This is a genomic window from Streptomyces sp. NPDC054813 (genome assembly GCF_053611365.1).
In genome coordinates this window covers 166,010-179,521 of sequence record NZ_JBSHAF010000015.1, presented here as the reverse complement: position 1 = coordinate 179,521, position 13,512 = coordinate 166,010, and the positions used below count along the sequence as shown (strand labels likewise).

At 71.2% G+C, this 13,512-nt stretch carries 12 protein-coding genes; 7 read left to right on the top strand and 5 right to left on the bottom strand.

The features are described 5' to 3' along the window. The first annotated feature begins 329 nt into the window (after nt 1-329). Both ACWGJB_RS28960 and ACWGJB_RS28955 read left to right on the top strand, forming a co-directional pair. Nucleotides 330-2,642, top strand: coding sequence for a glycosyl hydrolase family 95 catalytic domain-containing protein (locus ACWGJB_RS28960; RefSeq protein ID WP_453383003.1), 2,313 nt, complete (start codon nt 330-332; stop codon nt 2,640-2,642). 25 nt (nt 2,643-2,667) lie between these two features. Then, nucleotides 2,668-4,560, top strand: coding sequence for a glycoside hydrolase family 97 catalytic domain-containing protein (locus ACWGJB_RS28955; protein WP_453383002.1), 1,893 nt, complete (start codon nt 2,668-2,670; stop codon nt 4,558-4,560). Here ACWGJB_RS28955 and ACWGJB_RS28950 read toward each other — a convergent pair. Both ACWGJB_RS28950 and ACWGJB_RS28945 read right to left on the bottom strand, forming a co-directional pair. Next, entirely contained in the window at nt 4,551-5,465 is a 915-nt protein-coding gene (locus tag ACWGJB_RS28950) for a phytoene/squalene synthase family protein (RefSeq protein WP_453383001.1), read from the bottom strand. The two genes, ACWGJB_RS28955 and ACWGJB_RS28950, sit on opposite strands and share 10 nt — an antisense overlap. A 53-nt stretch (nt 5,466-5,518) precedes the next feature. Then, a complete protein-coding gene (locus tag ACWGJB_RS28945) occupies nt 5,519-6,472 on the bottom strand; it encodes an alpha/beta fold hydrolase (RefSeq protein WP_453383000.1) in 954 nt (317 codons plus the stop codon). 285 nt (nt 6,473-6,757) lie between these two features. Here ACWGJB_RS28945 and ACWGJB_RS28940 point away from each other — a divergent pair, with 285 nt between their 5' ends. The 3 genes from ACWGJB_RS28940 (at nt 6,758) to ACWGJB_RS28930 (ending at nt 9,072) form a co-directional block, all read left to right on the top strand. Beyond that, complete coding sequence (locus ACWGJB_RS28940) at nt 6,758-7,693, top strand: LysR family transcriptional regulator (protein ID WP_453382999.1); 936 nt, start codon at nt 6,758-6,760, stop codon at nt 7,691-7,693. 111 nt (nt 7,694-7,804) lie between these two features. Further along, nucleotides 7,805-8,557, top strand: a complete 753-nt coding sequence (locus ACWGJB_RS28935) for a YoaK family protein (protein ID WP_453382998.1) — start codon at nt 7,805-7,807, stop codon at nt 8,555-8,557. Nucleotides 8,558-8,751: 194 nt separating this feature from the next. Continuing rightward, entirely contained in the window at nt 8,752-9,072 is a 321-nt protein-coding gene (locus ACWGJB_RS28930) for a DUF6479 family protein (RefSeq protein ID WP_453382997.1), read from the top strand. 121 nt (nt 9,073-9,193) lie between these two features. Here the strand turns inward: ACWGJB_RS28930 and ACWGJB_RS28925 are convergent, their stop codons facing one another. Together ACWGJB_RS28925 and ACWGJB_RS28920 are read right to left on the bottom strand one after the other, a co-directional pair. Further along, entirely contained in the window at nt 9,194-9,667 is a 474-nt protein-coding gene (locus ACWGJB_RS28925; RefSeq protein ID WP_453382996.1) for an SRPBCC family protein, read from the bottom strand. A 118-nt stretch (nt 9,668-9,785) separates the two neighbouring features. Next, nucleotides 9,786-10,253, bottom strand: a complete 468-nt coding sequence (locus ACWGJB_RS28920; RefSeq protein ID WP_453382995.1) for a nuclear transport factor 2 family protein — start codon at nt 10,251-10,253, stop codon at nt 9,786-9,788. 172 nt (nt 10,254-10,425) lie between these two features. Between ACWGJB_RS28920 and ACWGJB_RS28915 the strand changes: the two genes are divergently transcribed. Next, nucleotides 10,426-11,103: an epimerase gene (locus tag ACWGJB_RS28915; protein WP_453382994.1), complete on the top strand. Its 678-nt coding sequence runs from the start codon at nt 10,426-10,428 to the stop codon at nt 11,101-11,103. On the opposite strand, the gene ACWGJB_RS28910 is transcribed toward ACWGJB_RS28915, so the two are convergent. After that, entirely contained in the window at nt 11,084-12,262 is a 1,179-nt protein-coding gene (locus ACWGJB_RS28910; protein WP_453383058.1) for an MFS transporter, read from the bottom strand. The two genes, ACWGJB_RS28915 and ACWGJB_RS28910, sit on opposite strands and share 20 nt — an antisense overlap. 355 nt (nt 12,263-12,617) lie before the next feature. On the opposite strand from ACWGJB_RS28910, the gene ACWGJB_RS28905 reads away from it, so the two are divergent. Further along, on the top strand, nt 12,618-13,406 hold the full coding sequence (locus tag ACWGJB_RS28905; protein ID WP_453382993.1) for an alpha/beta hydrolase: 789 nt from the start codon (nt 12,618-12,620) through the stop codon (nt 13,404-13,406). Nucleotides 13,407-13,512: the final 106 nt, after the last annotated feature.

Sequence of the window (13,512 nt, the reverse complement as noted above, 5' to 3'; positions counted from 1 at the left end):
CCGCCCCGCCGGGCCGCGGCGCGGGCCCGGCGCGCGCCCCCCCGACGGGCCGCGGCCCCCGGCGGGCGGGCCCCCCCCCCCCCACGGCGTTCAAGCCGGTCACTGCCGCCCTCCAAGATGACCGGCGCGCGCATTCGGTTGCGCCAGAACAGGTCAATTCATCGGAGGAGTCAAGAACCTGAGCCAGGGTTGTCGATGTGAACGCAAAGCTCACCGCCCAGAACTGGGAAAGAGCTTGACCTGTTGAGGTAGTTGACAGGCCCACGCTGGCTGCTAGGTTCCCCGATACACCCGATGTATCGAGGATCCGTCAGGTCTGGAGGACGACGATGACCTCGCAGCCGGAGCAACGTTCACCCGTGCCCCGCCGAGCCGTGCTCGGCACCGCCCTCGGTGGCGCGGCGGCCGCGGCCCTGCCCGGAACCGCCCATGCCGAACAGCAGCCCTCAGCGGCGGCGGTCGGCCACGGACACCCCTGGAAACTCCGCGACACCATGACCACCGACGGCGCCTGGGACCGGTTCCTGCGCGGCCAGGACCTGGTGTGGAGCAGACTGCCCACCCTCTGGTACGAGGCGCCGTTCCTCGGCGACGGGCTGCTCGGCAGCATGATCTACCAGGAGCCGGGCGCCAACCAGATCCGCTTCACCGTCCAGCACGGCCGGGTCCAGGACCACCGGCCCGAGTTCGGCAGCGGCTGGGGCACCGCCCGTCTCCCGGTCGGGCACCTCACGCTCGAACCGGCCGGCACCGTCACCGCCGTCGACTGGCGGCTGAGCCTGTGGAACGCCGAACTCACCGGCACCGTCACCACCACCGCCGGCACCCTCACCCTCGCCGCTCTCATCCACGACGAGGTCCTCGCCGTCCGCGCCACGGCCCACGGCGGCGAACAGGTCACCTGGACCTTCCACCCCGAGGAGGCCGTCAGCCCCCGGAGGATCCAGGAGTCACCGCCCGCCGGGTACACCGCCAACCCGCCCTGGACCGAACGGACGTCGGCCGACGGCACCGAACAGGTCCTCCAACCTCTCACCGGCGGCGGCCAGACGGCCACCTCCTACCGCCGTACCGGCGACGAGCTCCTGCTGAGCGTCGGCCACAGCTTCCCCTCGGACACCGCAGCCGAGGCCGACTCCCGCCGCAACCTGCGCCGCGCGGTGTCCTACGGCACCCTCAGACGACGGCACACCCGCTGGTGGCACGCCTTCTACCGGAAGAGCTTCGTGTCGTTCCCCGACCAGCGGCTGCAGAGCTTCCACTGGATCCAGCTCTACAAGGTGGCCTGCGCCAGCCGCGCGGACGGACCGGTCATGGCCACCCCGGGCCCCTGGCTGGAGCCCACTCCCTGGCCGGCGGTCTGGTGGAACCTCAACGTCCAGCTCGAATACTGGCTGATCCACGCCTTCAACCACCCGGAACTGGACGCCCTCGCCACCACCCTGCGCCAGAGCCAGGAACAGCTCACCGCCAACGTGCCCGCCGCCTACCGCTCGGACAGTTCCGGCATCGGCCGCAGCTCCGACATGTTCGCCGTCCGCGAGGTGGGACAGCCCGGCACCGGCGCCGAGACCGGCGACCTCACCTGGGCCCTGCACAACGTCTGGCTGTCCTACCGGCACTCCATGGACAAGTCCCTGCTCCGGGACACCATCTACCCGGTGCTGCGCCGCGCCATCAACTACTACTGGCACTTCCTCACCCCGGGCAGCGACGGCAGGCTGCACCTGCCCAGCACGCTCTCACCCGAGTACCCGATCGTCCCGCCGCAGGACACCAACTACGACCTGGCGCTGATCCGCTGGGGCTGTCAGACCCTCCTCGACTCCGCCGAACTGCTCGGCATCGAGGACGGGTTGAAGCCCCGCTGGCAGGAGGTGCTGGCCCGGCTGACCCCGTACCCGGTCGACGACAACGGCTTCATGATCGGCGCCGGTACCCCGTACGCCCAGTCCCACCGGCACTACTCGCACCTGCTGATGGTGTACCCGCTGTACCTGGTCAACTGGGACCAGCCGGAGAACCGCGACCTGATCACGAAGTCCGTGGTCCGCTGGCACGCGCTGACCGGCGCCCACCGGGGCTACAGCTACACCGGGGCCGCCTCCATGTACGCGATGACCGGCGACGGCGACACCGCCATCGGCTACCTGCGGAAGTTCTTCGACCCCACGACCCGCTACCCCTGCCGGGCCAACACCCACTACACCGAGGCCGGTCCGGTCATCGAGACCCCGCTGTCCGCCTCGCAGTCCCTGCACGACATGTTCTGCCAGAGCTGGGGCGGGATCGTCCGCGTCTTCCCCGCCGTACCGACCGCCTGGGCCGACCTCACCCTGCACAACTTCCGCACCCAGGGCGCCTTCCTGGTCAGCGCCGTCCGCAAGGCGGGACAGACCCGCTTCATCCGGATCCGCAGCCTGGCGGGCGAGCCCCTCAGACTCCGGCACGGCCTGACCGGCCCGCTCACCGTCCTGCTCGACGACGGCACCCCGGCCCGCACCCACGACCTCGGCGACGGCACCCTCGCCATCGACCTGCCCCGCGGCCGCGAGGTGCTCGTGCACTCCGGCTCCCGCCCGGACCTCGTCATCGCACCGGTCGCCGTCAGCGAACCGGGCGCGGCGTGGGGACTGCCGTAACCACCGACCGGAAGACAGGGTTCCCATGGCTGTTCCGCTCCCCAGAACCGTGGTCGCCGCGCTCTGCGCCGGACTGGCGGCCACTCTCCTGACCACCGCGCCCGCCCGGGCCGAGCAGCGGTCGCACACCTGGACCGTCTCCGAGACGGCCCACGCCCCCCGGGCCCGCATCGCCCTCGACACCACCACCGGCACCCTCAGCCTCGCCGTCTCCCGTGCCGGCCGTACGGTGATCGAACCGTCGCCCGTCGGCATCGTCACCCAACAGGCCGACCTCTCAGAGGGGTTGCTCTTCCTGCATCGCAAGGACCGGACGGTCGAGGAGCACTACCGGGCGAAGTCCGGGAAACGGCTGGACCGCAGGGTGCGCATGAACGAGACCCGACTGTCCTTCGCCACCGCCGCCGGCGCCCGCCTCGACCTGGTCGTCCGCGCCTCCGCCGACGGCATCGCCTACCGGTACGTCCTGCCCGCCGGATCCGGCGACGTGCTCGGCGAGACCTCCGCGTTCGACCTGCCGGCGGACGCGGGCGCCTGGCTCAGCACCTACCGGGTCGACAACGAGGGCCAGTTCAACCAGTACACCGCCGCGAGCGCCCCCAGCGGCGAGTACTCGGACCAGGCCCTCTTCGCCACCGCCGGCGGCTACACCCTGCTCGCCGAGTCCGACCTCACCGGCACCTACTCCGGTGCCCGGCTCGCCCACACCCAGGGCACCGGCACCTACCGCATCAAGCTCGCCGACACCCAGGTCCACACCGACGGGCCGCTCGCCACCCCCTGGCGGGCCATGATCACCGGCGACCTCGCCACCGTCACCCGGTCCACCTTCACCGACGACCTCGCTCCCGCGTCCAAGGTCGCCGACCCGTCATGGATCCATCCGGGCACCGTGCTGTGGACCTGGCTCGCCGGCGGCCGCACGGCAGGCCAGAGCCTCGCCGCGCAGAAGGCGTACGTCGACTACGCGGCCGCCCGGCACTGGCCCTACGAGGCCGTCGACGCCGGCTGGTACTTCAAGACCGACGAGTGGGACACCACCGACCCGAACTGGCAGGCCGACAGCTGGATGCCGGAACTCGTCGACTACGCGCGCGCCAAGGGCGTCGGGATCGTCGTCTGGATCCACCAGCGCGACCTCGACACCGCCGAGGAACGCGCCCAGTGGCTGCCCACCCTGGAACGCTGGGGCGTCAAGGGCGTCAAGATCGACTTCATGAACTCCGAGGCCCAGTCCATGCTCCGGTGGTACGACGCCATCCTCCCGGCGACCGCCGCCCACCACCTTCTGGTCGACTTCCACGGCGCCACCCTCCCCAAGGGCATCCAGCGCACCTGGCCCCAGGTGATGAGCATGGAGGCCGTCGGCGGCGAGGAGAAGCGCACCAACACCGCCGCCCACCTCACCACCCTCCCCTTCACCCGCAACGTCATCGGCTCCATGGACTTCACCCCCGGCGGCTTCCAGCGCGTCGGCCAGCGTCCGAATTCCGACGCCGCGGAGACCGGACTCACCGTCGCCTACGAGTCCGGCCTCCAGATGTTCGCGGGCACCCCCGAGTCGTACGACGCCCGGCCGCTCGCCCGGGACTTCCTCGACCAGCTGCCCGCGGCCTGGGACGACACCCGTCTGCTGGCCGGCAGCCCCGGCCGGGAAGCCGTCCTCGCGCGCCGTAGCGGGAACCGCTGGTTCCTGGGCGGGGTGTACGCCGGCGCCGCCCACACCGCCACGGTCCCCCTGACCATCGGCCGTGGACGGTGGCTGGTGCAGACGATCCGGGACGGCGCCGAAGGCCTGGTCCAGGAGAGTCAGGTCCTGCGCGGTGGTGACGACCTGAGCGTCGGCGTCGTCGCCGACGGCGGCTTCGCCGGGATCGCCTGCCCCTGGCACCCGGGCGTCACCAGCTGCTACCGCTGAGCACGCACCGCCCGGCGGCGGGCACCGAGCACCAGCTTGAGGGTGCCCACCGTGGACGGTGACGCCGAGCCGCGCAATACGTCCGTGCCGGGCGCGAGCACGGCCTCGGCGGTGAGCAGTTCGATCTCGATCAGTGTGCCCACCAGTGGGCGGTGGGCGGCCGGGATCAGTTCGAGCAGTTCCCGGGCCGACCGCAGGTCGGCCCGGGCGGTCTCGACCTCGTGTGCCACGAGCGAGCGCACACCGGGCGAGGCCTGGCCCGCCGCGAGGTCCTCCGCCGTGACCGAGAAACGCTTCAGGGTCTCCGCGGGGATGCCTGGCCGGCCCTCCCGCAGGTCCTCGGCGAGGTCGTTGACGAAGTCCAGCCGCTGGCTGCCGTCGATGAGCCTGCGGCAGCCGGCCAGGAACCGTCCGCCGGGATCGGTCTCGGGGCCCAGCAGCGCGCCTATCAGCAGGAAGGCCGGCATCGAGTAGGCGTCGAGGTAGTCCTGGTAGTCGGCCTCGGTCGCGAAACCGGTGAACTCCAACTCGGCGGTGGCGGTGGCCAGATAGGCCTCCACGACCTCCCGGTGCCGGGGGTGCGCGGCGACCGTGTGCAGGAGGGTGCGGACCAGGGGATCGTCACTGGTCCCCGTCTCCAGCCCCGCACGCACCCGCCGCTCCCAGTCGGCCCACGCCCGCGCACGCTGCGCCTCGGGACCGCTGTCCAGCAGGTCGTCCCCGTGGTGCATCACGGCCGTCGCGGCCACCACATGGGGCTGCACCGCGGGTGGCAGCAGCATCCGGCAGGCCAGGTAGGCGCTCCGGCGATACCGCCGGACCGTACGCCGTTGGGTGCTGTAGTCCCGCCGCAGCTCCGCATCCCGGATCCCGGCCGCGGTCAGGCTCTGATTCCACGCGCTCACGAGAAGATCGTAGAGGCAGGCGCGGACCGCGGAGCCCGACCGCGGCAGAGCGCTCAGGAAAGGGACTTGAGGAACTCGACCAGTGCCTCGTTCACCTCGTCCGGGCGCTCCTGCTGGGTCCAGTGGCCGCAGCCGGCCAGCTTGAGGGGCTTGCGCACCAGGTTGGGCATCAGGACGGGAAGCCGCTCGATGAGTTCGGGCGTACCGGGGAACGCCGGGACGACGTCCCGGTCGCCGTAGACGTACAGTGCGGGCGTGGTGACGCGGGCACCCTGCCAGGGAGCGGTCAGTTCCCAGTTGCGATCGAGGTTGCGGTACCAGTTGAGCGCACCGGTGAAGCCCTGCGAGAAGCTCTCGGTGAGGGCGTCCAGGTCCTCCTCGGTGAACCACTCCGGCAGCCGCTCGGGATCCGGCATGTCGGCGAGCCAGCCGCGCTCGGGGTCCACCAGGGGCTGCCCGACCGAACCGCTGTCACCGGAGGCCGAGAAGAAGAACTTCCGTAGCGTGGTACGAGTGTCGCGGGCGAACTCCGCGTCGGCGACACCGGGCCGGTCGAAGTAGTTCCAGTAGAAACGGCCACCGAACATCTCGTCCATGGCCTGCAGCGGCGGCCTCGTCCCCCGGAACGGCGGCGGCACGCTCAGCCCGGCCACCCCGCGCACCAGGTCCGGACGGAACAGCGCGGTGTGCCAGGCCACCGGCGCACCCCAGTCGTGCCCGACGACGAACGCCTCCTCCTCGCCCAACTCCCGGATCAGTCCGACGACATCGCCGACCAGGTGGAAGATGCTGTACGCGTCGACGTCCCCGGGGTGGTCGCTGCTGCCGTAGCCCCGCTGGTCGGGGGCGACCACATGGAAGCCGGCCGCGGCCAGCGGGCCGAACTGGTGCTGCCACGAGTGCCATGATTCGGGGAAGCCGTGCAGCAGCACGACCAGCGGGCCGGAACCCTCCTCGGCGATGTGCAGCCGGATTCCGTTCACGTCGATCAATCGATGCTGAACCATGTGCACGAGCGTACGCGCAACGATCTTCGGCCACCGTGTCCGGTACTGCCGTCGGCGCGCGTTCAGGTCGCTGTGTCTCGCACGGTGGCAGTGGTGTCGAAGGCGTGCGTGGCCTCCGGCTCGGTGCCGGGCAGCAGCGGGGCCCGGGAGGTCGCCTCGAACGAACGCCGACGACCTCGCCATGGCGCGCGGGAGCCGTGCCGTGGATGTGCCGTGCGGGCGCCCCGAGGCATCGGCTTGGCGCATGAATTGACCTCGATCGATCGGTGCGAGAGATTGATGTCCATGGAACTGCGTCATCTGAGGTACTTCCTGGCGGTCGCCGAGACCCACAACTTCACCCAGGCCGCCGCGCGTTGTTATGTGGCGCAGTCGGCGCTGAGCCAGCAGATCGCCCGGCTGGAGAAGGACGTCGGTGCCCCGCTGTTCAGCCGCACGAGCCGCTCGGTGCGGCTGACCGCCGCCGGTGAACTGCTGGAGCCGCGGGCCCGGCGCATCCTCGCCGACGTCGACCACGCCCAGGCCGCCCTCGACGCGCTGGCGGGTCTGCGCCGGGGCCGGCTCCGGCTGGGCCTGGTACAGACGATGGCCGTGCCCTTCGACATGGTGGAGGTGCTGGCCGACTACCGCGCCCGCTATCCCGGCGTCGACCTGCGCGTCTCCAACGATCCCAGCTCCCGGATGGCCGCCGCGGTCCTCGCCGGCACCCTCGATGTCGGGGTGGTCGGACTCGCCGCCCGGCAGGTGCCGGAGGGGCTGGACCACCGGACGCTGGGCAGCGCCCCGCTGGTCGCCGTCGTACCGCGCGAGCACGCACTCGCGGACCGGGAGGCCATCGACCTGGCCGAGCTGCCGGACAGCCACCCGCTGATCCAGTTCACGCGGGGCAGCGGCCTGCGCCGTCAGGTCGAGGCGGCCTTCGCCCGCGCGGGAGCGGAGGCGGGGCAGCACTTCGAAGTGGGCCAGATCCACGACATGATCCGGCTGGCCGCACGCGGGGTGGGCGTCACCGTCGTACCCCGGTCCACCGTCGTCGGCCCCGGCTCCGTACTGGGCCTCGACGCCGCCGACGAGCTGCCCCGGGGTGCGCGGATGCTGCGTCTGACGGACGACGAGGCCGTGCACCACATCTGCGTGGCGTACGACGGTACCCGGCTGGCTCCGGCCGCCGAGGCGTTTCTCGAAGTCCTCGAACAGCACGGCGGCGATCGATCGGCATGACCGATCGCTGCGCCCGGATCCATATGTTGGACAGTGGGACCGGGGTGGCCGGAGGCTGGAGAGGACGCACCGCGCGAGGTGCGGTTCAGCTCCAGTCCCGAAGGGACCGCCATGTCGATCAAGGATGCCGTCCAGCCCGTACTCCGTGAGGCACGGGCGACCGTACTGCCCGACCCGGCGGACCGCCATGGCCCCCTGCCTCCGGTGATGCTCGCCCTCACCGTGGTGACCGGCCTCGTGGACGCCTTCAGCTACCTGGTGCTCGGCCATGTCTTCGTCGCCAACATGACCGGCAACGTGGTCTTCTCCGGCTTCGCGATCGCGGGCGCCGCAGGGTTCTCCCTGGCCGCCTCGCTGGCCGCGCTGGCCGCCTTCGGCGCGGGCGCCCTGGTGGGCGGCCGGATCGCGCACCGGGCCCGCGCGCACCGCGGCCGCGTCCTGCGCCTGGCGCTCGTCGTGGAGACGGTCCTGTTCCTGGCGGCCTACGCGGTCGCCCGGTACGGTGCCCCCCTGGACACCGCCGGCACGCGGTACTCGCTGATCGCGCTTCTCGGCCTCGCCATGGGCGTCCAGAACGCGACCGCCCGCGCGCTCGCCGTACCCGACCTCACCACGACCGTCCTGACCCTGACCATCACCGGCATGGCCTCCGACAGCAGGGCCGCCGGAGGCGGCGGAGGCAGGACCGGCCGGCGCGCCCTCTCGGTGCTGGCGATGTTCGCCGGGGCCCTGATCGGCGCCTTCGCCGTCCGCGACGGCACCCCCGCCCTGCCGCTGCTGCTCGCCGCCGTGCTCCTCGCGGGCAGCACGCTCGACGCGTTCGCCCTGACCCGCTCGGACGCCCGCTGGACCGTCCCGCTGTGAGCTTCGGCGTGGCCACCCGTCGAGGGTGTGGGTGACGTACTCCGGGTTGATCGGATCGGCGTCGACAGCGGCCCGCCGCTGCATCACCTCCCGGCCACTCCCGGGCGGTGCCATGGGCGACCCGCGTATGCCGTCCTGTCCGCCGTGCGTCGCCTCGCGGGTGTCCCCCGTGCCGCGGTGGGTACCCGGGGCCGATGTACAGGACTCATGAACAACTGGCCGCCGCCGGCTCGGCGGTGGGGATGATCGTGATCGTCGTCTGCGGTCTGCTCGTCGCGGCCGCGCTGGTGGGGGCCGTCCGCCTCGGCATCGGGGTACGACGGCGGGAGTCCGCGCCGCCCCGGCGCTCGGAACAGCCCACCCCGCCCCGTACCGGACCGGTGCGCGAGGAGCGCGAGATGCGCGAGCCGAACGAGGTGCCGCGGGCCGGGAGCGACGGTGACCGTCTCACCCCGTACCAGCTCGGCAACGCCCCCACCAGGTCCAGCGAGAACCAGACCCGCCCCCGCTGGTAGGCCGGCTTCAGCCGCTCCTTCCGCAGTGCGGCAGCGGCGTGAAGTGACGACTCCGGCTGCGGGCCCGCAGCCGGAGTCGTACGACCGTTCTCGGGGTCTTCCTCGGAGCCTTCGGGGGGTTTCAGAAGGCTCCGGGATTACCGGGGCGGATGCGACCGCGCCAGGCGCCGGTCTCGCCTCCGTGCTGCTCGATGTAGTCCTTGAAGCGGCTGAGGTCGCCCTTGACGCGGCGGTCGATCAGGCCGAGTGCGTCGGCACCCTTCTCGGCCATACCGCTGGGCTCGACGTCCATCGTGAGCTCGACCCGGGTGTGCGTCTCGTCCAGCGGCTCGAACCGGACGGATCCCCGCTGCCGGATGTCACCCTCGATCGCCCGCCAGGTGATCCGGTCGTCCGGCAGCTGGTCGACGATCTCGGTGTCGAACTCGCGCCGTACCCCGCCGATCTTCGTGGTCCAGTGGTTGTGCCGGTCGTCGAGCTGCCTGACCTCCTCGACGCCCTCCATGAAGTTCGGGAAGTCCTCGAACTGGGTCCACTGGTTGTAGGCCGTGTGGACCGGGACCGCCACGTCCACGGCTTTCTTGACCGTGCTCATCTGTTCCTCCTCGTCGGAAACGGCTCATCACCGGGGGCTGTCGGTGTCCGACTCGCTCTCCCGTGGCCGCCGGGTACCCGGTCGCACTGCGCGCACCCTTCTCCGCGACGCCCGAAGCTCACGGTGTCGAGGGGCGCGTCTCCGTCCAGTCGACCATCAGACGGCGCTCGGCGAACAGCCACTCGCCGTCCTGCCTGGTGAACTCGTCGAGATAGCGAATCGACGCGATCATCAGGGTGCGCCCGCCGTCGTCCCCGACCGAGAGATGGTGGGCCAGGCAGTAGCTCTCGCCGGTCGCGCGGTCGCCGTCGAGGGAGACGGTGCTCTGGCCGTTGAAGTGGGTCGTCGTCCGATACGAGTTGAGGTTGTCGAACACCGGGGCGAGGGAGGCGCGGCCGTGCAGCTCCTGCGTCGGCTCCGCCGCCGTGGCGTCCATGAACACCAGGAAACGCGTGTCCTCGGTGAACAGGCTCATCTGGCCCTTGGCGTCCCGCCGGTCCGCGCAGTGGGCGTAGGCGTCGATCAGCTCACGGATGGCAAGCCGGTCGGCGGCTTCCTGCGGTGAGACGGAGGTGTGGGTGGCCATGAGGGACTCCTCCAGTACTTTCTCGCACCTGTCTGTTTGACAGATGTATAAAATCATCGCAGATGTGACCGCGCAACGGCCGTGGACAGGGCGGCAGTGCCCTCGACGGCCGGACCGGCATCGCCCCCGCCCGGTGGAGGTCCGGTACCGTGCCGGACACCGCCTCCCAGTCATGGAGACCTTTGTGAACGTCGTCGTCTTCGGCGCCTCCGGCATGGTCGGACAGGGCGTCCTGCGCGCCTGCCTCCTCGACCCCGCGGTCGACAGCGTCCGCGTGGTGGGTCGCCGCCCGCTCGGCGTCACCCACCCCAAGCTGACCGAAGTCATCCACGACGACTTCACCGACCTGTCCGCCATCAGTGACCGGCTGACGGGGCTGGACGCCTGCTTCTACTGCCTCGGTGTCTCCTCCGCGGGCAAGAGCGAGGCCGAATACACCCGCGTCACCCACGACTTCACCCTGGTGGCCGCCCGTGCGCTGGTCGCCGCCAGTCCCGGACCGACCTTCACCTATGTCTCCGGCGAGGGCACCGACAGCACCGAACAGGGCCGCACCATGTGGGCGCGGGTGAAGGGGCGCACCGAGAACGCCCTCCTGGCGATGCCGATGAACGCGTACATGTTCCGCCCCGGCTATATCCAGCCCCGCCACGGAGCGGTCTCCCGGACCCGCTCCTACCGTGTCATGTACTCCCTCACGTCCTGGCTCTACCCGCTGCTGCACCGGCTCGTGCCCGCCCACACGACGACCACCGAACACCTCGCCCGCGCCATGCTGGCGCTGACCCGCCCCGGCGTGACCGAGAGCCGGCTGCTGTACAGCAAGGACATCAACCGCCTGGGCGCCTGACCGTTCCCCGTACGGACTCGGGCGCGGCTACCAGCATGACGATCACGGCAGCCAGCGTGAGCGCGGCGCCGGTGAGGAGCGGCGCCCGGTAGCCGAGCCCCACGGTGATGGCCAGGCCGCCGAGCCAGGCGCCCAGGGCGTTGCCGATGTTGGACGCGGAGACGTTGGCGCTCGCGGCCAGTGCCGCTCCATGGGCCGCGTCGGTCACCCGGGTGATCATGCCGGGGACGGCGGCGAACCCGGTCACCCCCATCAGGAACACCAGCATCACCGACGCCACGGCACTGCCGGCCAGCAGACCGAACACGGCCAGGGTCACGGTCAGTGCGAGCAGCGCGAGAACCAGGGCGCGGTCGCGGTTCCGGTCCGCCGCTCGCCCGCCGACCAGGTTCCCGACGACCAGACCGGCGCCGTACAGCATCAGCAACCAGGCGACATCCGCCGCTGCGAACCCGCCGACCTCGGTGAAGGTGTACGCGATGTAGCTGAACGCCCCGAACATCCCGCCGTAGCCGAGCGCGGTGGCGGTCAGGGTCAGCCACACCTGCCGGGACCGGAACGCCCGGAACTGCTCCCGCAGCGCGCCCCGCACCACGTCCCCGCTCGTCGCCCCGGCCCGGCCGGGTACCAGGGTGACGATGCCAGCCAGCGCCAGTACACCGATCGCGGTGACCGCCCAGAAGGCCGCCCGCCATCCCCAACGCTCGCCCACCAGCGCGCCGAACGGCACACCGAGCACGTTCGCGAGCGTCAGCCCGGCGAACATGACCGCCACCGCACGGGACTTCCGCTCCGGCACGACCATGCCGCGTGCGACGAGCGAGCCGATACCGAAGAACGAACCGTGACACAGGGCGGCGACGAGCCGCCCGAGCAGCAGCACGGAGTAGCTGGGCGCGATCGCGGACAGCAGGTTGCCGACGACGAACAGCGCCATCAGCCCTACCAGGACGTGCTTGCGGGGCAGCCGAGTCGTCGCCGCGGTGAGGGCGATCGCGCCGACGGCGACGCTCAGCGCGTACCCGGAGATCAGCCGGCCCGCGGTCGCCTCGGACACCGAGAATCCCGACGCCACCTGCGGGAGCAGCCCGGCGATCAGGAACTCGGTCAGCCCGATGCCGAAGCCGCCAAGGGCCAGTGCGACAAGCCCGATCGGCATCCGCCGCGGTTGCGTCGGGTGCCCGCCCGGCAGTGCAGGCCCGTCGCCGACCCCGATGAACCCGATGTCACCCATGAACCGACCCTCACCGGCGACGGCGGCCTCGTCCATGGACAAAGATCCGGGGCGCTTGGACGAACTGACGCGCGGATGTCATTCGTACGGGCCGTAAATGCGTTGGACGCGCTTGGCTCGGGTGCGTAACGTCCGCGGGGCCGTGATGTCGTGCGAGGAGGTGAGACCCGTGAACGCTGTAGCAGAGTGGGTGCTCCCTCTCCCCGTCACGGTCGGGCGATTGACGTAGGTGTCGCCGGGAGCGCCTGTACGAGAAGGCCATCCCGAAAGGCAACAACCCATGCAATCCCTACGTTTCACCGCCAAGACGACGTCGGACGGTGTCGTCGAACGCGACTTCACCCTGGGCGAGATCCCCGGCGTACTCTGGTCACCCGAGTCCGGCCCCGGTCCTGAGTCCGGTCCCGATCGCGCGCCCCTGGTGCTGATGGGCCACGGCGGCGGCACCCACAAGAAGTGGCCGGCGATGACGGGCCGGGCCCGCCTCCTGGTGACCGGCTGCGGCTTCCACGTCGCCTGTATCGACTCGCCCGGCCACGGTGACCGGCCGCGCACCGCGCACGACGAGCGGGAGATCGCCGAGTTGTACCGGGCGAGGGAGGCGGGCGAGCCGGAAGGCCCCGTCGTCATCCGCTACAACGCCCACCTGGCGGCACGCGCCGTACCGGAGTGGCAGGCGACCCTCGACGCCCTCCAGGAGTTGCCGGGGATCGGCGCCGGTGGACCGGTCGGCTACTACGGCCTGAACATGGGCACCGCGATCGGGGTGCCGTTGACGGCCGTCGAGCCCAGGATCACCGCCGCGGTCTTCGGCCTGCACTGGCCCGACGCCCTGGCCGAGCCGGCCCGGCGGATCACCGTCCCCGTCGAGTTCGCGCTCCAATGGGACGACGAGCACATTCCGCGTGCGGCCGGGCTCGCGCTGTTCGACGCCTTCGCCTCCAAGGAGAAGACGTTGCACGTCAACACCGGCCGCCACAAGGAACTGCCCAGGTTCGAGGCCGACAGCGCGGCCCGCTTCTTCGCCCGTCATCTGGTCCGGCCCGTCACGTCACCGGCCCTGACCTGACGGACCGTCGGGGGGCCGGCGGATCCCGCCCAAACGGCCGCGGCCCGGCCCCGCCCCCCCCGCAAACCATGTTTTACACACGTGTAATAAAAACGGGCAAATGAGT

What these genes read in the sequence shown, in the direction of transcription:
- ACWGJB_RS28960 (WP_453383003.1), top strand. Translation starts at nt 330, where the DNA reads ATGACCTCGCAGCCGGAGCAACGTTCACCCGTGCCCCGCCGAGCCGTG.
- ACWGJB_RS28955 (WP_453383002.1), top strand. Translation starts at nt 2,668, where the DNA reads ATGGCTGTTCCGCTCCCCAGAACCGTGGTCGCCGCGCTCTGCGCCGGA.
- ACWGJB_RS28945 (WP_453383000.1), bottom strand. Translation starts at nt 6,472, where the DNA reads ATGGTTCAGCATCGATTGATCGACGTGAACGGAATCCGGCTGCACATC.
- ACWGJB_RS28940 (WP_453382999.1), top strand. Translation starts at nt 6,758, where the DNA reads ATGGAACTGCGTCATCTGAGGTACTTCCTGGCGGTCGCCGAGACCCAC.
- ACWGJB_RS28935 (WP_453382998.1), top strand. Translation starts at nt 7,805, where the DNA reads ATGTCGATCAAGGATGCCGTCCAGCCCGTACTCCGTGAGGCACGGGCG.
- ACWGJB_RS28930 (WP_453382997.1), top strand. Translation starts at nt 8,752, where the DNA reads ATGTACAGGACTCATGAACAACTGGCCGCCGCCGGCTCGGCGGTGGGG.
- ACWGJB_RS28925 (WP_453382996.1), bottom strand. Translation starts at nt 9,667, where the DNA reads ATGAGCACGGTCAAGAAAGCCGTGGACGTGGCGGTCCCGGTCCACACG.
- ACWGJB_RS28920 (WP_453382995.1), bottom strand. Translation starts at nt 10,253, where the DNA reads ATGGCCACCCACACCTCCGTCTCACCGCAGGAAGCCGCCGACCGGCTT.
- ACWGJB_RS28915 (WP_453382994.1), top strand. Translation starts at nt 10,426, where the DNA reads ATGGAGACCTTTGTGAACGTCGTCGTCTTCGGCGCCTCCGGCATGGTC.
- ACWGJB_RS28910 (WP_453383058.1), bottom strand. Translation starts at nt 12,262, where the DNA reads ATGCCGATCGGGCTTGTCGCACTGGCCCTTGGCGGCTTCGGCATCGGG.
- ACWGJB_RS28905 (WP_453382993.1), top strand. Translation starts at nt 12,618, where the DNA reads ATGCAATCCCTACGTTTCACCGCCAAGACGACGTCGGACGGTGTCGTC.